Raw genomic sequence first — 20,412 nt, 5'->3', positions numbered from 1 at the left:
TTCTAATGAAGCTTTAGACCATCATCCTGATCCAAATAGGATGATGGTTTTTTCATGTTTATATCGGTGGCTCATGCTTAAAGCGCGATCAGCTCTTCTTCCTGTAATAGGAAGGGGGAACGTTCTCTAGCTTGCGGAATGCCCGGCTGAAGGCGTAAATGCTTTGAAAACCGAGCATTTCGGCGATATGGGAGAGCGGCAGGTCGGTAAATTGGATCATCTGCTTGGCTTTCTCCAGTCGGACGGTCACATGGTATTGAATCGGGGTCATGCCATAAGCCTGTTTGAACAGGCGGCATAAGTAAAATTTGCTGAGATTGGCGAGTCTGGCGAGCTCGTCCAGCGTAATTTCGTGGTCCGTATGATGGCTGAGATATTGCTTGACGCGGTCAAGCAGCTCCTGCTTCGATTGCAGGTGCGGGTTTCGGTGCCAATGCACCTCGCGCAGCAGCTGAATCCACAGCTGAATGAATAAACCTTTGGCGGCAATGTCGTGGTACGGAAATTTTCGCTCCTGCTCGTGAATGATATCAAACAGGAGCTTCTCAATAATGATCGGCTGATGAAGCCGGATGTGATTGGGCAGCGGCAGATCAAGCAGCGGGGTTAGATCCTCGCGAAAGCTTCTCCGTTCTTCCTGGGTCATCGCCTTCAGAGGTTTGAAGGATACTTTGACTTCAGGGCTGTCGGGCTGATAGAACAAGTCGAAGTGAATATGCGGCTGGCGAAGGCGTTTGCCGTTAAGAAGCCGAATGGAATGCGGCTGCTTCGGCTTGAACAGGAAAAGGTCTCCAGGGATTCCGTGAAACGTTTGTTCCTCCACAGTAACCTCGACCTCGCCTTCCTTGACGTACATCAGCTCGTAATCATAGAGAACACGCTCCGGGATGATGAAAGGCGGTTCCACGATACTATCCCAAGCTACGCGTATGTAGGGTGAAAGCATGTTCATATCCATAATGAAACCTCCTGTGGCCAATATGTATAGGATCCCAAACGGGCAGGCGAAATAATGAGCAATTTTGGTTAAAAAATTGACTTGATCGGATCTGTCATGCAATCGCGGAATATTTTAAACTCGGTACAAAGTCAACTATATCATAAGTTTGCATTGTCGAAATCATTAGCAATAGAACGCTTACAAATGGAGGGTGAACAAGCATGTCAGCATTCAACGGCCTGGATATGGGTCTGGGAAGTTTGCCGCGCTTATCTAAAGCGGTCACACGTTCAATCAGCCCGGAAAACTTCACTGGAGAAAAAGGGAAAGGAGCGATGGCGACGGAAGGAACCGGGGCAGCATGTGCCCGCGATCTGGGCCAAGGCTGGAAGGTATCGCCATCCGTATCCATTCCGGCAGGAACCACCTTTGTGTTGGCCGACATCACCGGTCCGGGAGCGATCCAGCATATGTGGATGACCACGTTTCCAGGCCATTGGCGGAATTTAATTTTACGCTTTTACTGGGATCATGAAGAGGCTCCATCCGTTGAGGTGCCTATTGGCGATTTCTTCTGTAATGGCTGGTGTGAGCGCAGCAATGTGAATTCCATGCCGATCTCCGTAAATCCGGCAGGAGGAATGAACAGTTACTGGCTGATGCCGTTCCGCCGTAACGCGCGATTGACCGTGGAGAATCGGGCGACAGAGGATGTCATCCTGTATTATCAGATTAATTACACGTTGACTGAGGTGCCCGAGGACACCGCCTATTTCCATGCTGCATGGAACCGAAGCAATCCCGTGAAATATAAGGACGTTCATACGATTATCGACGGAATTCAAGGAAGAGGACACTATGTCGGCACTTATTTGGCGTGGCAGGTGAACAATACCGGCTGGTGGGGCGAAGGTGAGGTTAAGTTTTACATGGACGGCGATGGCGAATTTCCGACCATCTGTGGAACCGGAACGGAGGATTATTTCGGCGGGGCCTGGAATTTCGAGCATCCGACCGGCGAATACGGTACCTTCTCGACGCCGTTCTTGGGACTGCCGCAGATCATTAAACCGGATGGCTTGTATCGCAGTCAGCAGCGCTTCGGCATGTACCGCTGGCATATCATGGATCCGATCCGGTTTGAGGAGGATTTGCGGGTGACGGTTCAGGCTCTCGGATGGCGCTCGGGTGGAAGGTATTTGCCGCTGCAGGACGATATTGCGTCCGTTGCGTATTGGTACCAGGCCGAGCCGCATGCGACATTCCGTGCTCTGCCGGATAAAGATCACCTGGAAGTGATCTGACAAGGACAGCATGATCATCGTCACCGTAACCGAGAAATGCTTTGAACAAACACATAGCGTGTAATAGACGGGATGGGGTGCGGCTTACATAGCCGCGCCTTTTGTCTGTGTTCTTTTTAGTGAATCGGGTTAGAATTGTTGAAATTCAGCTATATTAATGGTATAAATGGATTGAATCCATTTATCCATTGAACGGGGAGCATCGATGAAGGAGGAGGCGTCTGGTATGTGTCCGATACTATCCCGAGAGCATTATTTTCTGCAGGTGATCAATGAGCTGAATCAGCATAGCGTGGAGAGCGGAAGCTTGGAGGAGAGACTCCGGGATATGCTGCTGGAATTGGCCGAATCGGTTCGGGACGGAAAGCGGCTCGGCATGGATACGCTCCATCGCTTGAATAAGCTCTTCGAGCAATATCAGGCCATACGGCTGAAGGTGAGCTTAGTTCCAAGGGCGGCTTCACTGTTTGCTGGTGAAACAGACGAGCATACCAGTGATACCGGTGAAGAAGGACAGCAGCTGCTGCTGCACTCGGAGTTCTTGGATGGACCGGATCAGTTGAGACGAAAATACATGGAGTCGATCATCAGCCTGCTTGAGGCTATGGAGAAGAGCACGCTTGCGCTGCAGACCTGTGTACAATGCGATCGCTGGTTCATTCCCTATCGCAGGGCCCAGGTCACTAAGTTTTGCGGCTCGGCTTGCCGCAACCGTTATCATTATGAACGCACTAAAATGGGCAGCCAAAGGCTGATATAGGAGGAAACCGATCATGATCACACTAAAATCGAATAGGGAAATCCAATCCATGCACGAAGCGGGCAAGCTGCTCGCCGCATGCCATCGCGAGGTCGCGAAGTTAATCAAGCCCGGCATCTCAACCTCGGCCATCGACCGTTTTGTTGAAACCTATTTAAAGAAGCACGGGGCTGTTCCGGAACAGATCGGATATAACGGTTACCAGTATGCAACATGCGCGTCGGTAAACGATGAAATCTGCCACGGGTATCCCCGGAAGGAGCCGCTTGCAAACGGGGATATCGTTACGATCGATTTCGTCGTCAATTTGAACGGCAGCTTGGCGGATTCGGCCTGGACTTATGCGGTCGGCGACGTTTCCGAAGAGGCGAAGGGACTGATGGACGTAACCCTCGAATGCCTCTACAAAGGAATTGAGCAAGCTCAGATCGGAAACCGGATCGGTGATATCGGCCATGCGATTCAGACGTATGCCGAAGCTCGGGGATACGGGGTTGTCCGCGAGTTCACCGGTCACGGCATTGGGCCGCGGATCCATGAAGAACCTCAAATCCCTCATTTTGGATCTCCGGGAAAAGGGCTGCGTTTAAAGGAAGGCATGGTCATTACAATCGAGCCGATGATTAATGTGGGGGTATGGGAAAGCAAGATGGATGCAAACGGCTGGACCGCAAGGACGGCGGATGGAAAGCTATCCGCGCAATATGAACATACCATTGCCATCACAAAGGACGGACCGCTCATATTGACGATGCAATAATGCCAGGTGTTGGAAGCAAAGGCTTCGGGGTGATTCCCGGGCCTTTTTTGCGTCTTCGGTAAGTCTATGAATTTGATATAATGAGGAAAAACATTCGGAGGACATATCCATGAAACCAGTCCTATTTATGAATGGAAAATTATGGACGAGGCAGTCCCCCACAGCTGCGGATGCCGTATTTGTGGAGGATGGCGTCATTCGCGCCATTGGCAGCGCGGCCGATCTGCGGCTTCAGCTGGCAGGCAAAGACTATCGCATAGTGGATTGGGAAGGTGCCTGGGTGCTTCCGGGCCTTGTCGATGCCCATATGCATCTGGGCATGCATGGATTGAAGCTTGGCATGCTCGACTTTACGGAAGTGACAAGCAAAGACGAAATGCTGGATATGCTGAGGAAACGTGCTGAGGTAACGCCGCCGGGAGATTGGATTCTGGGGCTGAATTGGAACGAGAACAGCTTCCGGGAAGGCACGGTGCCACATCGGCTGGAGCTGGATGAAATCTCGACGGTACATCCGATCTTTTTAACGAGGACCTGTTTTCATGCTTATTTGGGCAATTCGGCAGCATTTCGCCAAGCAGGCATTCCCGAAGGGGCTCCGGATCCGGAATCCGGAGCCTTCGGCAGGGATCCGAGCGGACAGATGAATGGATGGATCTATGAAAATGCATCGATTCCTTTTTTTGACGTTCAGCCGCAGCCCGAGCCTGCAGCTTTGAAGCACGCACTGCATGAAGCTTGCCGGGATGCGCTCCGTCTTGGCCTCACGGCTGCGCACACGGAAGACCTGCGGCTTCTCGGCAGTGCGGACGACATGCTTCGCATCCATCGGGAGCTACGAGAGATGGGATTGCATTTTCGCACCCATCAGCTCATGTATCATGCGTTTCTGGCAGAAATAGAGGATCTTCAATTGAAGGCTGGCAGCGGAGACGAATGGAATCGCATCGGTGCAATCAAGCTGTTCGTCGATGGAGCCGTCGGCGGAAGAACGGCATTGTTAATGGAACCCTATGACGATGCCCCGCATACCTGCGGGCTCGCAATGCATTCGCCGGAAGAGCTTGCACATATTGTCCGAAGCGCGCGCAAGCTGGGTTATCCGGTGGCCTTCCATGCGATCGGTGACGCTGCTGCCGAATGCATGGCAGAAGTGCTGGAAGCCAACCCGCTTCCGATGGATGCTAAGCTTCCGGACCGTTTCATACATGCCCAGATTGTTCAGCCGCCTACAGTTGAGCGGATGATGAAGCTCCGTCTGGCCGTCGATCTGCAGCCAAGGTTCGTTGCCAGCGACTTCCCTTGGGTGCTTGAACGGGTCGGCTCCAATCGGACAAACTATCTGTATGCATGGAAGAAATGGCTGCGAAGCGGGCTGCCTTGCTCGGGCGGGAGCGATGCGCCGATTGAACCGTTGGATCCGTTTCTTGGCATTCATGCCGCCGTTACAAGACGAAAGCCGGGTGAGCGGCATGAGGGCTACATCCCGGAAGAAAAGCTTAGCGTAACCGAGGCCGTGGAGCTGTTCACCACGGGCAGTGCAGCAGCGGCGGGTGAAGAAGGGGAGAGAGGGAGCATCGAGGTCGGGAAATATGCTGATTTCACCGTCGTTGACCGAATGATACATAATGATATGGATCCGGATGATCTGCTAAAGATCAAGGTGCGGATGACGGTTGTGAATGGCGAAATAGGGTATATGGCCTAGGACATGCCGGTTCGCAGAGCGCTTAGTTTATTAACTAAGGGATGATCCAGGTCGAACTGGGGCAGCTCCGGCTGTCTCTTTGATCCGGATCTGATCGAATGTTTATGAAATCTCTGCTCGCTGGTCGAGCAGAGATTTTTTCTATGAAAAAGCTTATTTAAATTGACGAAGCTACTTATTCGGACTATCAACGGGGGAATACCGTTGAAGCTCGTCCCAAGCGGGTGTGGCCATGTTCGCCCGTTTCTTCAATTGATTGAAGGCATGCTGTAAAGCGGTCGTCTCGCTTGCCGATACGGCCTTATCGCTTAACAGGATTCCGCTAATCGGGGTTGACAGCATTATCTTTAACAGGAAGTAAACAGCTTTCTTTGTTTGCGGGCGAATTGCTTTTGAGCGGCGGGAGTAACCGTATAACCGTTCTTCTCCAACACTTGATGTCCCTCATCTACAGCATCGATCACGAGATGAAGGAGCTTCTTGTCTTTTGCGGCTCTCCGCAGATGGCCGTTATAGGAAGAAGATATGAAATTCAGGGGCAAGATGAACACAAAATGACTTTTCAGCCAATCATCCATATCTTTCTGATAAGACCACTTAAATTTGGTGTTAACCAAAGCCTGGTCGATTACCGAACGCCAAGACAGGTCCTGGCCTAAACCTCCGATGTTGATTTTGGTTCTTGGGCTGCGGACGCTTATAACAAGACCATTCTCTCTCCAGCCAGCGATCGACTGAAAAGCGAATGCAACCTTTTTGGGTACCGGACTATGGGTTTGCAAATACTCCTCCATTGGCCCTGGACTTGCATTGTTGCCCATCAAGACGATATGGCGGCTGTGGTTTGCTGCAAGCGCAGGCAATACCGACTCGAAATCCGGGTATTTCATCACGACAAAAATCAGGTCATAAACATCGTCCGGCTGGAGTTCGCGGATGACCCGTACGTTATGTACCGTGGTCCGAAATTGTAAATAGTGCCGGATGACATTGCCGTTCTTCTCCAACTCATCCGCCCGTCGTCCTCTGGCCAGCATTGTGACCTTGTGTCCTCCGCGCTCCAGCTCGTGGGCTAAATAACTGCCCAGCACGCCTGCGCCGTAAACTAATATTTGCATCGCGGATCCTCCTTTAGCGTCCTCTCCCATCGTCATGTCGGATTGGACGGTTGATTGAGTTGAATCATTTGATCCAACCCGTGTTTGCTTATGCGCTTATTTGTTTCAACAAAGTTTTTAAATAATCGTAATGAAATTTAAAAATTAACAGCTTGATTCTATATGGACATCAACCAGGATGTCAAGAAGTTTTTAAATATTCCCGATTAAATTTAAAAAATATTCGATTTATGTTAAAATACCTGAAGTGATGAAATTTGGAAGCGGGTGAAGGCGGATGAACAAATTCGAAATCAGAACGCAGCAAAAGAAGGATGCGATCATTCATGCGGCATTAAAGCTTTTTAAAGAAAAAGGCTTCATCCATGTCAGCATTAAAGACATTGCTGAAGAATCCGGCGTTTCATCGGTATCCCTGTATAACTACTTCGGCAGTAAAGAAGGGGTGGTCAAAGAATGTGCAAACGTTCTGATGCAAAACACCATCCGAAGAGCCAAGGAGCTTTTGCAGCAAAATATCGACTTTAAGGACAAGCTATCCCAAGTACTGGAGATCTGTGCCGAACAAGACTACCAGTTGCTTGGCACACCGGGTGCCGTTGAAGATCAGGTGCTGGCAAGCTTATATAGCGAAAACACCAATCAAATCAGAATCGAGCTTATTCAGGAATATATTGAGCTGGGGAAGAAGGAAGGGGCGATTCACGCTTCGGTTTCCGTGGAGACCCTCTTGGAATTATTAAATGCCGTAGGGTCACTCCAAGCCTCATGGGCAAGATCGGGGAATTATAAAAAGAAGATGGCTGAGCTTAATCAGCTTCTCTTGTATGGTTTTGTTGGACGCCGCTAAATGGTTAGATGGAAAGTGCCTTTCCGATTACGGAGGGTGCTTTTTGTTATTTACCAACTTGTTCTTGAATCCACGCAAAAAAGGAAATTCGCCTCCCAAGGAGAACCATATACTACTTGGAGGAGGATGCATTAATGCCAAAAACCATACTTGTAGTCGATGATGATCCGGATATTATCGATATGCTTAAACTTTATCTGGACGCAGAAGGATATCAGACACTGGAAGCTTTCGACGGTAAAGCAGCCTTAGCGCATTTGCGAAGCAAGCACGTGGATCTGGCGCTGTTCGATATCATGATGCCGTTCATCGATGGGTTTCAGCTGCTCCGCATGATGCGGCAGGATTATAAGATCCCGGTCATTCTCATTTCGGCCAAAAATCAGGAGCTTGATAAAATAACCGGTCTGAAGCTGGGGGCAGACGATTATGTGTCCAAACCGTTCAGCCCGCTGGAAGTGATGGCGAGAATACAGGCCCAGTTGAGACGTTCATATGAGTTCAATGAGCTGCCTGAAGCTCCGCGGGTATCCGACACGTGCATCGGGGACCTGCAGCTGGATCACCGGGAATGCACGTTATACATCAAGGGAACGCCGATTTCGCTGAGCGCGATCGAATACAAATTATTGAAGCTGTTCATGGGGGAGCCGGGGCGCGTATTTACGAGGAAGCAAATTTTTGAGTATGCCTGGGACGAGCATTATCTTGCTGACGATAACGCCGTCATGGTCCAAATCAGCAGGCTGCGCGACAAAATCGAGGCTTGTCCGAGGAAGCCCGTCTATATCAAAACCATTCGCGGGCTCGGTTACCGGTTTGCGAAGAAAGATGAGTTACAGCCATGAAATCGCCTAATCGCCTGCAGCGTTCGCTGATCCGCCAATATATTTTTTTCTTTATAACGATAGCGCTTATTGCCGCGTTTTCACTGTTCGTATTAAATGCGCAAATGGTGAATTACTTCAGGGAGGCTTCCGGACCGATCAAGTCGGTGGAGGCTGAAGTTATGGGCGATCCAGCTGCCGCGCCTGGAGTGAACAGCGAACAGCATGAGCAAGAGAAAGTGAAAGTATTTTATGGAATGGCTCTGAAAACGCTTCTGCTGTTTCTCGCTTTGTTTGCAATCATCGTATATGCCTTCGGAAGGTGGACGGCATCCCGGGTAACCACTCCGCTTCGGTCGATCGCAGACGGCATCCGGAGCATCGCCCGCGGACATTACCACGAAAGGCTGAATTTTCAAGCGAGCTATGAGCTTGCGCAAATTCAGGATGATTTCAATGAAATGGCAGCGCGGCTCGAACAAATCGAGAAGGAGAAGCGGGAGCTGGAAGAGAGTAAGCAGCGAATGCTGATGGACATTTCTCACGACTTAAAAACACCCATGACCACCCTTCGGGGATATATCGAAGCGATGGAGGTAGGGCTCGTTGATTCTGAAGAGAGAAGGGCGCAAATCCTGAGCATGATCTCCAATAAAGCCAGTCTGATGCTAGAGCTGATCGACGGGATCTTTGAGCTGTCCAAGCTGGATAGCCCGGAGTATCCTTTTGACGTGCAGACCTCGGACATAACGGAATTTACGAGGGCCATCGCGGCCGAGTATTACGAGGTATTCGAGGAGCATAAGTTTTATTTCCATTACGATATTCCCGATCGGGAAATCTGGATCCCATTTAACGCGACCTGGTTATACCGGGCCGTTTCCAATATCCTGTCCAACGCTTTGAAATACAACCCGCCCGGAACAACCGTCGGCTTGAAATTGGCAGCTGCGGGTAACGGGGTGGAAATTCACCTGTCGGACGATGGAGTCGGCATTCCGGAAGACATACAGGGGAAGGTGTTCGATGCATTTGTTCGCGGAGACCTTGCCCGGAAAAGCGATGGCGGTACGGGGCTTGGCCTTGCTATTGCCAAACAGGTCATTGAAAAGCATGGGGGAACGATCACGCTGACCACGAACGGGCAAACGACATTCGTTCTTTTTCTGCCTGAAGAAATGTAAGATTTCTGAAAGAATAGGGAAAGCGGGATGAAAGAGTTGTCCGGTAATCTCTGATGTAGAACCAACTATATAGGGTATACAGGAGGACTGGAGAGTTTGGAGACACAAGAAGAGAAACAAACAGAGAAGGGCCCGATCTTGATTCGAAGATGGATCACTGGCCGGAAACGCATAAAGCCGCTAACGCCCGGTTGGAAGGGAGCGTCACTCGGGCTTGGCGTCATCGCATTGATCCTGGTCCTTATTCAGGCAAGATATCTATTGACGGGGCAAGATTTCGTCCGCTTTTTCACAGGTACATTCCTGTTTGTCTTCGCCGTAGCGCTGATTAGCGGATTGGCTGCATGGCTGCTGCACGGGGTAAAAAAACTGCCAAGTCGTTATATTTGGATATTGCTGTACTCCCTCAGCATGCTTTTATTTTGCTTCATTGGACCGTTGGAAGTATCGGTAGTTTTCATCGTGTTGTTTGCAGTTGTTTTTTCTTTGTTTGGTGCATTGGTTTATAATGTTGCAACCGGAAGATACAAGCAGGCTTCCAAAACCAGGAAAATTGGTGCCGTGGCCTGTTTATCCCTGATCGCATTCGTGATCGGCTCCGGCAGCTTCTGGTTGATTCGTGCGGGGGATGAAGCTGCTCCGGACGTGACCTTGAAACAGCTGAAAACTTCAGCCCGGTATGATGGCACGGCGATGAAAAACCCTGCCGAGCAAGGCGAGTATCCAGTCAAAAGCCTGCTGTACGGAAGTCCGGACAACTATCGAAAAGAGTTCAATCAAAGCGGTTCGCTGACTACCAAGACGGTGGATGCTTCCGAGTTTGTCGATAAATGGTCATCCGTTCGCACGAAGTCGCTTGGATTTGGCCCCGATGCCATGCCGTTAAACGGAAAAGTGTGGTATCCCGAAGGGGAGGGCCCCTTTCCGTTAGTTCTCATCGTCCATGGCAATCACTTGATGAACGATTATTCGGATGCGGGATATGATTACCTGGGCAAACTGCTGGCGAGCAAAGGGTATATATTTGTGTCGGTGGATGAAAATTTCCTGAATTTCTCCCCGTATGAGGATCTGTTCCTGCTTAGCCCGCTGCTGAATGAAAATCCGGCAAGAGGTTTGCTGCTGCTGGAGCATTTGAAAACCTGGAAGGGCTGGAACAGCGATCCGAACCATCCCTTTTATCAAAAGGTCGATATGGAACGTATCGCGCTGATCGGGCACTCCCGAGGCGGGGAAGCGGTCACCATCGCCGCTGCCTTCAACAGGCTCTCGAGTCATCCGGACCGCGGCCATATCAAGTTTGATTATAACTTTTCGATCCGGTCTTTGGTGTCCATCGCCGGCACGGACGGGCAATATAAGCCTCAAGGCAAACCGCTGCCGCTGAAAGATGTGCATTATTTGGCTCTGCATGGAGCTCATGATATGGATGTCAGCAGCCTGGACGGTGCCAAGCAGTATCATCGGATTCGGTATACGGAGGGCACGGATTACATGAAAGCCCTGGTCTATATTTATGGTGCCAACCACGGCCAGTTTAACGGAGGCTGGGGCAGAGGAGATGTGGCAGGCTTGGGGAGCCAACTGTTTAACGTCCGTCAAATCATGCCGCGGGATGAACAGGAAGCGATTGCGAAAGTGTTTATAGCCTCGTTTTTAGATGCCACGCTGAAGGACCAAGGGCAATATCGAGAGGTGTTCAGAGATTTGGGGTACGCCAAGGAATGGCTTCCCGATAATCTGTACGTCGGCAATTATAACGATTCGCAAACGATCCTGCTTGCGGATTATCAAGAAGACATTGATCTCCAGAGCACCACGTTGCCAGGCGGCAGCATAATGGGCGAGAACCTCCAGCAATGGAAGGAGGAGAAGGTGAAGGCCAAAATGGGTGAAGCGGATTACAGCGCAGTCCGTTTAGGTTGGAATTCAAAAGCTTCGGCTGAACCCGCAGCCTATACGGTTACGCTCCCTGAACGAGCGATGAAGACAGGCGAGGAGAGCTCCATCGTATTCTCGCTGGCAGATGCCCGCCGAAAAGAGGATAACGGCGATCCGAAGGAGCTGATCAATTTTACGATTACGGTAGAAGACAAGAAGGGCCGTCAGGCAAGCCTTCCCCTCAGCCATATATCCAAACTGCCGCCTGTCATTAAGGGCAAACTGCTGAAATGGCCATTATCTAATTTTGGGGAGACCTCGGAACCCGTCTTTCAGAGCTATGATCTCGGGCTAGGCGATTTCAAAAAAATGAACCCGGATTTCAATCCGGAGCAGTTAACCAAGATCCGTCTCCAGTTCAACCTGACCAAGCGCGGAACCATCCTGCTGAATGATGTAGGCATCCGTCCATAAACCTGCAGGGACGCTCTGAATGAAGGCTTGAAGCTTAACGAACCTACAAAATTATAGACACGCTAAAGAGCCGCCGGCATGGCGGCTTTTCTCTGTTGTCATCAATGCACTGCCGCACCCGAGCCACCATTCACTCGCTGATCGGATTGAGCTTTGTCAGCCTTCTTTGATAGACGAGACGGGAGAGTCCCACACTAATCTCATACAAAAGGAACAGCGGGACAATCACGAGAATGTCGGACACGAAATCAGGGGGCGTAATGGTCACGGCGGCAATGGTCAGCAGCAAATAGGCGACTTTTCGCATTTTGGCCAGCCGCAGCGGATTCAGGATACCGAGTGACGTTAAGAACATGATGACGACGGGCATTTCGAATAGAACGCCGAACGGTACGGTCATATTGATCATGAAGCGGAAATACTTCTCCGCCGTGTATGCGGTCATAAAGTTGCCGGACAGCGAATCCAGAAAGGAAAGCACCATCGGATAGATCACAAAATAACCGAAGGAGAGACCCAGGACAAACAGCCCTGCAATCGCCGGAATATAAGCAAGCGTGATGCGGCGTTCAACAGGGCGAAGACCCGGCACGACAAACCGCCATACCTGATAACCTGCGACCGGAGTCGTTACCGCCAATGCAATCACGCCTGCGATCATGAGATACACCCAGATAACATCCGTAGGCCCCAGAACCTGAAGCTGACCCTCGACATCGCGGGTCAGCATCTTGTACAGGGGTTCTACGTACAGGAAAGCGGCACAGAGGGCAACCAAGAAGGTGCCCAATGTAATCATAATCCGCTTGCGAAGTTCCATAAAATGCTCCGTCAGATGCTGCTCCTGCTCCCGATCCGTCATTTCAGCTTGTCTCCTTCTTCCGTATCGTTCGCGGATACGAGCTCGCGCGTCGAGTTTTTAAACTCGCTGAGCGTCCGTCCGAAAGCCCGCCCCAGCTCAGGCAGTTTCGATGGCCCGAAAATAATCAAGGCGATCAACAGGATCAGAATCAATCCGGTTACTCCGATGTTTCCCAGTGGCATAAGATCAACTCCCCTACATTTATTGTTCTTTCGAAGTCATTTGCAGAAGCTTGGTGATATCACCGGCGATGGATGCATCTCGCGGCGAATCATGCAGCTTGGATGCGATCCGGTCGATCAGGCCAGGCGCCTCCGGATGGGTCACGGTGAGAATTTGCACATGCTTATTAAACATATTCCTCACTTCTTCTCTCGCCTGAGACAGATTATCGGTCTGCGAGGTTTCTTTCCCTGTAACGCCTGGATCCGGCTCGCCTTTACCAGACAAACCGTCCATCTGACTTAATACCCTCCTCTGTATATGGTCATATTGGTTTGAAGACACGGTGGATTCGGCTTGAGCCAGAATGATCGTGTCATTCACGACAAATGCCTTAATGCCTTCAATGCCAAGCCCCGCTAGTCTTGATTGGACGTGGGAGGACACGCCCCCTTCATGCAGGCTGGAGGAGCCGATCAAGCTGTATACGGTCGTGCCCATTTCGCTTGTCGTCTCCCCATTCTCATTGGTTGTACGTGTTTTCATGCCATGGTAGCTCGGGATGAGATCCGGATCCTGCACATGATGCGCTGCATTGGGATGCACATTCTGAGCTTTTTGCGTGTTCTGTTGATTGTCCGTTTGATTTTGACAGGCTGTGAGCGCAAGCAGCAGCGCAGAGCCTAGAATCGGAGCTTTGCAGCGACTCCAGAATGGATTCATAACTATTCGCCTCCATATGGTTTGGTAAATGTAGCATGCCCGGATGGAGAATAATGTATGAATGGAATTTTGCTGGGGACAATAACGGTATCCAAATGAACTAGAGTAGGGGTGTAAAGCCTTGAGCGAACAAGATCAACATTCACAACAAAATGAAAACCGTGAAGCGACCAAAACCAAAGAGTCCCAAAGAATGTCACGACGGAAGTTCTTGACGAGATCCGGCTATGCAGTCGGAGGCGTCGTCCTGGGCGGCTTGCTAGGGTATCTGATCCCGAAGGAGAGAGCGAAGCCTGCAACACCGCCGGCACCGCAGAAGCAAGAAGCGAACTACAATGAAGCTTTGATGTTCTTCACGCAGGAGCAGTATGCAATTACGCAAGCAGCTGTGGAGCGAATATTCCCGGCGGATGACAACGGCCCGGGAGCCAAGGACCTCGGCGTAGCCTTCTTTATCGACCACCAGCTGGCCGGGGATTGGGGTTTCAATGCCAGAGACTATATGCATTCGCCATTCTATGTTGGCGAAAAGACGCAAGGCTATCAGGGGCGGATTAACCGGCGCGAGATTTTCTATATCGGCTTGAGGGAGCTCCAGAATTACAGTCAAAACAAATACAAGAAGGACTTTCCGGCCCTGTCTCCTGAAGAGCAGGATGCCGTATTGACCGCATTTCAGAATGATGAAGTGAACGTAACGACGATATCCGCAAGCGGATTCTTTAACCTGCTGCGCAGCAGTACCTTGGAAGGGGTCTATAGCGATCCTTTATATGGAGGAAACAAGAATATGCAGGGCTGGGCGATGAGGGATTATCCCGGCAACCAGATGACCTACACGAATATCATCGAGAAAGATTTCACCGTCGTGCCGCCACAGAGTCTGAGAGATCACTTGTAATTCAACCACTATACACGTAAGCGAGGTAAACATATGGCCAAAAAATTGCCTAAGACGGATGTTGTCATAATCGGCGTCGGTTGGGCCGGCGGTATTATCGCATCGGAATTGACGAAACAGGGACTGTCTGTTGTCGGATTGGAACGAGGAAAGGAGAGGGTGACGGAGGATTACTATATGGCGCATGACGAGCTGCGTTACGCGCTTCGCTATGATCTGATGCAGGACCTGTCCAAAGAAACGATTACGTTCCGGGGCAATGAGAAAATTCGCGCCCTGCCTATGCGGCAGTATGGATCCTTCCTTCTCGGAGAGGGGGTAGGCGGGGCCGGCGTACACTGGAACGGGCAGACGTACCGGTTCCTTCCCTATGATTTTGAAATCCGCAGCATGACGGAAGAGCGATATGGGAAAGATAAAATACCGCCGGGCATGATGATTCAGGATTGGGGAATAACCTACGACAAGCTTGAGCCGTACTTTGATAAATTCGAGAAAATGGCGGGCATCTCAGGCGAGGTGAACCCGCTCGCGGGTAAGCGTTCGAACGATTACCCGACGCCGCCGATGCTCCATACGCCATCGATGAAGATGTTCGTAGAAGCGGCTAAAAAGCTCAATCTCCACCCGTACACGGTACCTTCCGCGAACCTATCCGAAAGCTACACGAACCCGGACGGCATTTCGCGGGCGGCGTGCCAATATTGCGGATATTGCGAGCGGTTTGGCTGCGAATACGGTGCGAAAGCCGATCCTGTCGTTACCGTGATCCCGGTTGCGAAGAAAACCGGTAAGTTCGAGATCCGGACGCACTCCTACGTAAGAAGGATCTTACATAGCGGAGGCAAAGCGACCGGAGTAATGTACACGGATATGACAACGGGCGAGGATATTGAACAGCCTGCGGATATTGTGGTCTCAACGGGGTATGTATTTAATAACACCCGCCTGATGCTGCTGTCCAAGATTGGCAAGCCGTATGATCCGGCCACCGGTAAGGGAGTCATCGGCAAAAACTACGCCTATCAGGTTATCAAAGGAAATGCGGTCGGCTTTTTCGACGATCAGAAGTTCAACCTGTACGCCGGTGCAGGCAGTCTCGGCGTCTGCGTGGACGATTATAACGGGGATAATTTCGATCACTCCGATCTGAAATTCATCCATGGCGGAAACATCGCCCATACGTTTACGGGCCAGCGTCCGATTCAGAACAACCCGGTGCCGGAGGATTCACCGCGTTGGGGCAAAGAGTTCAAGGCCAATTCCTTGAAATACGCCAACAGCGTGCTTACGATCGGTTCCCAAGGCTCCTCGATGCCGTTTCGGCATCACTACCTCGATTTGGATCCGACCTACAAGGATGCGTTCGGGGATCCGCTCATTCGGATCACCTTCGACTTCGAGGAGCAGGACCGGGAGCTGGCACGTTATCTATCGGACCGCTGCGGGGACATTATGAAGGAGATGGGCACCGACCGCATTTTGAAAATGAAAGAGCTTGGGCCGTACGAAATCACGACTTACCAATCCACGCATAATACCGGCGGCGTCATCATGGGGGCAAGCCCCGACACTTCGGCAGTGAACAACTATATGCAGATGTGGGATATGGAAAACTTGTTTGTCATCGGGGCGTCCGCCTTCCCGCATAACAGCGGCTACAATCCGACAGGCACTGTGGGAGCTTTAGCTTATCGCGCGGCGGAGGGGATTGTCCAATACAGCAAAAAGGGCGGGTTGTTGGTATAACCTGCAGCTTGCACATCACACTTCAAGGAGGTAGTACACACCATGTTCAAAAAAGGTTGGTTCATAGCGGCACTGATCACCGTGCTGGTTCTATCGCTGGCAGCCTGCGGCGGTGGAGGGAACAATGCAACAGAACCCGCTCCGGCTGACGGAACCGAACAGGCTCCGGATACGGCGAATGGGGGAAATGCAGGTAATGGCGAGGGAGCGACTGGCGGGGATGTCAGCGCTCAAGCGCAGTCGCTGTATAATGCAAACTGCATGGCTTGCCATGCAACGGATTTGGGCGGAGGCGGCAACTTTCCAAGCCTTCAGAAGATAGGCGCGGAACATTCCGCCGAAGAGATTGCCGGCATCATTTCAAACGGCCGCGGAGGCATGCCGTCGTTCAAGGACAGACTATCGGAAGACGATATTACGGTGCTGTCGCAGTGGCTGGCACAGAAGAAATAGAAGGATCAGCATATAGCAGAACAAGCCGGTGTCCGATCAAGGGCATCGGCTTTTCCTTTATTGCCGAAATTCATATTACCCGCATGGCTCAAATGATAAAATGATAGGTGAAAGACATTATCTTACATGAATGATGGAATCGAAAGGAGCTCAAGGAGATGGACTTAGGACTTCAAGGCAAAGTCGCTCTCGTAACCGGCGGGAGCAAGGGCATCGGGTTGGAGACGGCTGTCACGTTCGCTGTGGAAGGGGCGATGGTTGCCATTTGCGCCCGCAACGAGGAGCAGCTGGAAGACGCGGCCGCGATCATCAAGGATCGGGCAGGAGCGGATGTCCTGATCATCAGCGCCGACGTGACGAAGCCGGCGGACTGTGAGCGGGCGGTAACGGAAACCGTCAATCGATACGGGCGACTCGACATCGTCATCAATAATGCGGGAACCGCTGCTGCGAAGCCGTTTGAAGGGATAGACGACGAAGCATGGACAGCCGATTTGGATCTGAAGCTGTTCGGAGCGATCCGCATCTCACGGGCGGCGGTACCGTATTTGCGCGCGGCGGGCGGCGGCTCTATTATTAATGTCACGACATCTTCAGCCAAGACCCCGCCTGCCTCATCGATGCCCAGCAGTGTAAGCCGTGCCGCCGGACAAGCCCTGACGAAGGCCATGAGCCGTGATTTGGCGCAGGACGGAATTCGGGTCAACACCGTTTGCATCGGCATGATCCGAAGCGACCAACTGGAGCAGCGCTGGAAGAGGGAAGAGCCGGGTCTCACATGGGAGCAATACGCACGCGATCCCCGCCACCGCATTCCGCTCGGCCGGATCGGCGACACCGATGAAGCGGCGAAAGTCATCGTGTTCCTAGCTTCCGAAGCAGCTTCTTACGTCACAGGAACATCGGTGAATATCGACGGGGGAGCTGGACCGTCGCTATAAAAAGCTTGCATGCAGCCTTCAAGACAATAGCAGTTTGCAGTGGACGCGCTCCCTGCAGGCAACCACAGAACAGCGGGCAATCCGCTGTTTTTTTGTGGTTCGTATCCGAAGAGCTGAGTTGATTGGAAGGGGACTGGAAAATATTTCAACCTGGCCGGTCGAAAGTGAAGAGCGATGCGAGAGGATGATGTATGTGCCATGGCACCTGCGGTAGGCACCTAGAGTGCCTATTTTTTTACTTCCGATGATTGAAGGATGTCGTAATTTTATAGTCGAACATGTCGCATAGTTGGACTAAAAAAAATCGCAAGATGTGGTACCTTATATTTGGATGTCAGGATTCATGGCGCTGCCGCTTACAGAGGACCTGAGGCCGGCCCGTCTCTCATGATCGGCTCAGGCCGACTTGCCGATGGCGGATAACCCTAGCGGTTCAATGTGGCAGAATTACATAGAAGAACGTATACCTGACCCGTCTGCACCTGATGCGTGCGCATTGGATTCATACCGATTACATTTTATGCAAAGAGATGGTGATGATTGATGAGTAAAGTATATCGTATCGGCATTATCGGCTGCGGCGGCATTGCAAACGGAAAGCATCTGCCGAGCCTTAGCAAATTGAAGAACGTGGAGCTCGTTGCGTTCTGCGATATCGTGAAGGAGCGCGCGGAGGAAGCTGCCAAGACGTACGGAACCGCGGATGCCAGCGTGGTTACCGATTATACCGAGCTTCTGAAAGACGAGACCATCGATATTGTCCATGTTCTGACTCCGAACGACTCTCACGCCGACATTTCGATTGCAGCGTTAGAAGCGGGCAAGCATGTCATGTGCGAGAAACCGATGGCCAAGACGGCTGCGGACGCCAAGCGCATGCTTGAAACAGCAAAGCGGACTGGCAAGAAGCTGACGATCGGTTATAATAACCGGTTCCGTGAAGACAGCTTGTATTTGAAGCAAATGTGCGAAGCCGGCGAGCTCGGCCACATCTACTATGCAAAGGCACATGCGGTGCGCAGAAGAGCCGTGCCGACTTGGGGCGTGTTCTTGGACGAGGAGAAGCAAGGCGGGGGTCCGTTGATCGATATCGGTACGCACGCGCTTGACCTGACGCTGTGGATGATGGATAACTACAAGCCGAAGGTTGTGCTTGGCACTACGTATCATGAGTTGTCCAGTAAGGAAAATGCGGCAAATGCATGGGGACCATGGGATCCTAAGAAATTTACGGTTGAAGATTCGGCCTTCGGCATGATCGTCATGGAGAACGGTGCGACCATCATTTTGGAATCGAGCTGGGCGCTCAATACGCTCGAGGTCGATGAAGCGAAGTGCAGCTTAAGCGGCACCGAAGGCGGCGCGGACATGAAGAACGGGCTTCGGATCAACGGGGAACAATTCAGCCGGTTATACACGAAGGAAATCGAGCTGAGCTCCGGTGGCGTCGCTTTCTATGAAGGACGCAAGGAATCGGCGCCTGATATTGAGATGAGAAAATGGATTGAAGCAATCGAAGAGGATAAGGATCCTGTCGTGACGCCGGAGCAAGCGTATGTGGTATCCCGCATTCTTGAAGCGCTGTACGAATCCGCACGCCTTGGTCAGGCGGTATACTTGGATTAAATTTGCATTTTCATATCCATAAAATCTGAGGAAAGCTCTGAATAATCAGAGCTTTCTTTGCATTTATAGCAATCGGGAAGAATTTATGAGTGAGCGATTGAATTAATATTGTGCTTAGATGATGGATATATGGAAAGCGAGGTAACCGTGTGATTTTTGAAATAACGATACAGGTTCGCGTTGCGAATTATCCGGAGGGGCTGGAATGGTACCGAACGTTGATGAACCGGGAGCCTGATTTTATTCCCCATGAAGGATTTGCAGAATGGGAGCTGATTCCCGGGTGCTGGCTTCAGGTAGCGGAAGGCGAACCGGCTCCGGGGAGCGGTCCGATCCGTTTAGGTGTACAACATATCGAACGGGAGCGCCAACGTCTTGCCCAGCATTTAAAGACGGAGAGCTTCACCATCTACACTCGGGATGAAGTTCCTGTTAAATGGGGAACGTTTACCGATCCATGGGGGAATCGAATCGGCTTATTTGAATATCTGAACAAAGATGAAGAGAGAGAACGGATCCGAACGATCGCCAGTAAATGAAATCGTGAAGGTTTCCCGCTGGCCCCGTCCATGAGCTGCAGAATATCGGAACGCCGATACTGGCGAATGAGAACCACCTGTTTGGCAATAATATACTTAATAGCCTAGGCAGGAGGGACGGCGGGATGATCTTCATATACCACGATTACGGCGGGACCCATACGACGTCGCTGGCGGCCGCTTACCATTTGAATAAGCTGCCGACGCACCGGAAGCTTACAAAGGAAGAAATATTGGCCGTTGATTATTTCAATCAGCTCACGGCTTCAGATATGGGCAAGCTTATCTTTCGTGGACTGGATGAGGACGGAAATCCGGTATACACGGTTGGAAAGGGAAATTCCAAAGCCGTCCTCCCGGCAATGGTTCATATGGCTTCCATGCTTCAGGATAAATTCAAGAACGATGAACCGATCATTTTCTCCAATACGTCGCCTACCGTGCCGATGATGATGAGCATTGGAGGATTTCTGTCCCGGGGACTGAAATTGGATGTGATTGGCGTTCCGTATCTGGTTAATGGGGCTCAGCAATGCTGCAGGACGATTTATGAGCTCGTGCTTCACACGAAGGAGACGGCGGCGGCCAGGGCAGCCACGGATTCGGTGATCATTCTCGACAACCAACATTTTAAACGTAAAAGACAGTAA

The 20,412-nt window shown here is 51.2% G+C and carries 20 protein-coding genes; 15 read left to right on the top strand and 5 right to left on the bottom strand.

Annotated features, from left to right (window positions below; translation table 11 throughout):
• Positions 1–88: 88 nt before the first annotated feature.
• Complete coding sequence (locus MKX76_RS10090; protein ID WP_007128373.1) at positions 89–958, bottom strand: helix-turn-helix transcriptional regulator; 870 nt, start codon at positions 956–958, stop codon at positions 89–91.
• A 203-nt stretch (positions 959–1,161) separates the two neighbouring features.
• Between MKX76_RS10090 and MKX76_RS10085 the strand changes: the two genes are divergently transcribed.
• The 4 genes from MKX76_RS10085 to MKX76_RS10070 all read left to right on the top strand — a co-directional run bounded on the left by MKX76_RS10085 (position 1,162) and on the right by MKX76_RS10070 (position 5,472).
• Complete coding sequence (locus MKX76_RS10085) at positions 1,162–2,244, top strand: glycoside hydrolase family 172 protein (protein ID WP_007128372.1); 1,083 nt, start codon at positions 1,162–1,164, stop codon at positions 2,242–2,244.
• 226 nt (positions 2,245–2,470) lie between these two features.
• Positions 2,471–3,004, top strand: a complete 534-nt coding sequence (locus MKX76_RS10080) for a hypothetical protein (RefSeq protein ID WP_007128371.1) — start codon at positions 2,471–2,473, stop codon at positions 3,002–3,004.
• A gap of 13 nt (positions 3,005–3,017) precedes the next feature.
• Positions 3,018–3,764 carry a type I methionyl aminopeptidase gene (gene map / locus MKX76_RS10075; RefSeq protein ID WP_007128370.1) on the top strand — a complete coding sequence of 249 codons (747 nt, stop codon included), beginning with the start codon at positions 3,018–3,020 and terminating at the stop codon, positions 3,762–3,764.
• 109 nt (positions 3,765–3,873) lie between these two features.
• Positions 3,874–5,472, top strand: coding sequence for an amidohydrolase (locus MKX76_RS10070; protein ID WP_341033667.1), 1,599 nt, complete (start codon positions 3,874–3,876; stop codon positions 5,470–5,472).
• Between the two features lie 347 nt (positions 5,473–5,819).
• Here MKX76_RS10070 and MKX76_RS10065 read toward each other — a convergent pair whose 3' ends face one another.
• The gene (locus MKX76_RS10065; RefSeq protein ID WP_341033666.1) at positions 5,820–6,590 is read right to left on the bottom strand and encodes a ketopantoate reductase family protein; all 771 of its coding nucleotides are present in this window, start codon (positions 6,588–6,590) and stop codon (positions 5,820–5,822) included.
• 277 nt (positions 6,591–6,867) lie between these two features.
• On the opposite strand from MKX76_RS10065, the gene MKX76_RS10060 reads away from it, so the two are divergent.
• From MKX76_RS10060 to bahA, 4 genes are all read left to right on the top strand, one after another.
• On the top strand, positions 6,868–7,440 hold the full coding sequence (locus MKX76_RS10060) for a TetR/AcrR family transcriptional regulator (RefSeq protein WP_007128367.1): 573 nt from the start codon (positions 6,868–6,870) through the stop codon (positions 7,438–7,440).
• A 134-nt stretch (positions 7,441–7,574) separates the two neighbouring features.
• Positions 7,575–8,288: a response regulator transcription factor gene (locus MKX76_RS10055; protein WP_213613885.1), complete on the top strand. Its 714-nt coding sequence runs from the start codon at positions 7,575–7,577 to the stop codon at positions 8,286–8,288.
• Positions 8,285–9,451, top strand: coding sequence for a HAMP domain-containing sensor histidine kinase (locus MKX76_RS10050; RefSeq protein WP_007128365.1), 1,167 nt, complete (start codon positions 8,285–8,287; stop codon positions 9,449–9,451). The genes MKX76_RS10055 and MKX76_RS10050 overlap by 4 nt, the downstream gene beginning before the upstream one ends.
• A gap of 96 nt (positions 9,452–9,547) precedes the next feature.
• Positions 9,548–11,806 carry a bacitracin amidohydrolase BahA gene (gene bahA / locus MKX76_RS10045; protein WP_341033665.1) on the top strand — a complete coding sequence of 753 codons (2,259 nt, stop codon included), beginning with the start codon at positions 9,548–9,550 and terminating at the stop codon, positions 11,804–11,806.
• A gap of 130 nt (positions 11,807–11,936) precedes the next feature.
• On the opposite strand, the gene tatC is transcribed toward bahA, so the two are convergent.
• From tatC to MKX76_RS10030, 3 genes are read right to left on the bottom strand one after another with little or no spacing between them, the layout of a single operon-like run.
• On the bottom strand, positions 11,937–12,668 hold the full coding sequence (tatC, locus tag MKX76_RS10040; RefSeq protein ID WP_007128363.1) for a twin-arginine translocase subunit TatC: 732 nt from the start codon (positions 12,666–12,668) through the stop codon (positions 11,937–11,939).
• A complete protein-coding gene (gene tatA / locus MKX76_RS10035) occupies positions 12,665–12,850 on the bottom strand; it encodes a twin-arginine translocase TatA/TatE family subunit (protein ID WP_007128362.1) in 186 nt (61 codons plus the stop codon). The genes tatC and tatA overlap by 4 nt, the downstream gene beginning before the upstream one ends.
• Positions 12,851–12,869: 19 nt before the next feature.
• Entirely contained in the window at positions 12,870–13,553 is a 684-nt protein-coding gene (locus MKX76_RS10030) for a hypothetical protein (protein ID WP_007128361.1), read from the bottom strand.
• A gap of 121 nt (positions 13,554–13,674) precedes the next feature.
• Here MKX76_RS10030 and MKX76_RS10025 point away from each other — a divergent pair, with 121 nt between their 5' ends.
• From MKX76_RS10025 to MKX76_RS09995, 7 genes are all read left to right on the top strand, one after another.
• Positions 13,675–14,454, top strand: coding sequence for a gluconate 2-dehydrogenase subunit 3 family protein (locus MKX76_RS10025; RefSeq protein WP_445669841.1), 780 nt, complete (start codon positions 13,675–13,677; stop codon positions 14,452–14,454).
• A 33-nt stretch (positions 14,455–14,487) separates the two neighbouring features.
• Positions 14,488–16,203 (top strand): GMC family oxidoreductase, encoded by a 1,716-nt coding sequence (locus MKX76_RS10020; RefSeq protein ID WP_007128359.1) that lies wholly within the window; start codon positions 14,488–14,490, stop codon positions 16,201–16,203.
• A 42-nt stretch (positions 16,204–16,245) separates the two neighbouring features.
• Positions 16,246–16,656: a c-type cytochrome gene (locus MKX76_RS10015; RefSeq protein WP_007128358.1), complete on the top strand. Its 411-nt coding sequence runs from the start codon at positions 16,246–16,248 to the stop codon at positions 16,654–16,656.
• Positions 16,657–16,814: 158 nt separating this feature from the next.
• A complete protein-coding gene (locus MKX76_RS10010) occupies positions 16,815–17,597 on the top strand; it encodes an SDR family NAD(P)-dependent oxidoreductase (protein WP_341033663.1) in 783 nt (260 codons plus the stop codon).
• Between the two features lie 543 nt (positions 17,598–18,140).
• On the top strand, positions 18,141–19,223 hold the full coding sequence (locus MKX76_RS10005; RefSeq protein ID WP_007128356.1) for a Gfo/Idh/MocA family protein: 1,083 nt from the start codon (positions 18,141–18,143) through the stop codon (positions 19,221–19,223).
• A gap of 149 nt (positions 19,224–19,372) precedes the next feature.
• Positions 19,373–19,762: a VOC family protein gene (locus tag MKX76_RS10000; RefSeq protein ID WP_007128355.1), complete on the top strand. Its 390-nt coding sequence runs from the start codon at positions 19,373–19,375 to the stop codon at positions 19,760–19,762.
• 125 nt (positions 19,763–19,887) lie between these two features.
• Positions 19,888–20,412, top strand: coding sequence for a DUF3189 family protein (locus MKX76_RS09995; protein WP_341033662.1), 525 nt, complete (start codon positions 19,888–19,890; stop codon positions 20,410–20,412).

It is taken from the genome of Paenibacillus sp. FSL R5-0810, from assembly GCF_038002285.1.
In the GTDB taxonomy this organism is placed as follows: Bacteria; Bacillota; Bacilli; order Paenibacillales; family Paenibacillaceae; genus Paenibacillus_AQ; species Paenibacillus_AQ lactis.
The sequence above is the reverse complement of the archived record's forward strand: the minus strand, read 5'-3'. Positions and strand labels throughout refer to the sequence as shown.

What these genes read in the sequence shown, in the direction of transcription:
- MKX76_RS10090 (WP_007128373.1), bottom strand. Translation starts at nt 958, where the DNA reads ATGGATATGAACATGCTTTCACCCTACATACGCGTAGCTTGGGATAGT.
- MKX76_RS10085 (WP_007128372.1), top strand. Translation starts at nt 1,162, where the DNA reads ATGTCAGCATTCAACGGCCTGGATATGGGTCTGGGAAGTTTGCCGCGC.
- MKX76_RS10080 (WP_007128371.1), top strand. Translation starts at nt 2,471, where the DNA reads ATGTGTCCGATACTATCCCGAGAGCATTATTTTCTGCAGGTGATCAAT.
- map (WP_007128370.1), top strand. Translation starts at nt 3,018, where the DNA reads ATGATCACACTAAAATCGAATAGGGAAATCCAATCCATGCACGAAGCG.
- MKX76_RS10070 (WP_341033667.1), top strand. Translation starts at nt 3,874, where the DNA reads ATGAAACCAGTCCTATTTATGAATGGAAAATTATGGACGAGGCAGTCC.
- MKX76_RS10065 (WP_341033666.1), bottom strand. Translation starts at nt 6,590, where the DNA reads ATGCAAATATTAGTTTACGGCGCAGGCGTGCTGGGCAGTTATTTAGCC.
- MKX76_RS10060 (WP_007128367.1), top strand. Translation starts at nt 6,868, where the DNA reads ATGAACAAATTCGAAATCAGAACGCAGCAAAAGAAGGATGCGATCATT.
- MKX76_RS10055 (WP_213613885.1), top strand. Translation starts at nt 7,575, where the DNA reads ATGCCAAAAACCATACTTGTAGTCGATGATGATCCGGATATTATCGAT.
- MKX76_RS10050 (WP_007128365.1), top strand. Translation starts at nt 8,285, where the DNA reads ATGAAATCGCCTAATCGCCTGCAGCGTTCGCTGATCCGCCAATATATT.
- tatC (WP_007128363.1), bottom strand. Translation starts at nt 12,668, where the DNA reads ATGACGGATCGGGAGCAGGAGCAGCATCTGACGGAGCATTTTATGGAA.
- tatA (WP_007128362.1), bottom strand. Translation starts at nt 12,850, where the DNA reads ATGCCACTGGGAAACATCGGAGTAACCGGATTGATTCTGATCCTGTTG.
- MKX76_RS10030 (WP_007128361.1), bottom strand. Translation starts at nt 13,553, where the DNA reads ATGAATCCATTCTGGAGTCGCTGCAAAGCTCCGATTCTAGGCTCTGCG.
- MKX76_RS10020 (WP_007128359.1), top strand. Translation starts at nt 14,488, where the DNA reads ATGGCCAAAAAATTGCCTAAGACGGATGTTGTCATAATCGGCGTCGGT.
- MKX76_RS10015 (WP_007128358.1), top strand. Translation starts at nt 16,246, where the DNA reads ATGTTCAAAAAAGGTTGGTTCATAGCGGCACTGATCACCGTGCTGGTT.
- MKX76_RS10010 (WP_341033663.1), top strand. Translation starts at nt 16,815, where the DNA reads ATGGACTTAGGACTTCAAGGCAAAGTCGCTCTCGTAACCGGCGGGAGC.
- MKX76_RS10005 (WP_007128356.1), top strand. Translation starts at nt 18,141, where the DNA reads ATGAGTAAAGTATATCGTATCGGCATTATCGGCTGCGGCGGCATTGCA.
- MKX76_RS09995 (WP_341033662.1), top strand. Translation starts at nt 19,888, where the DNA reads ATGATCTTCATATACCACGATTACGGCGGGACCCATACGACGTCGCTG.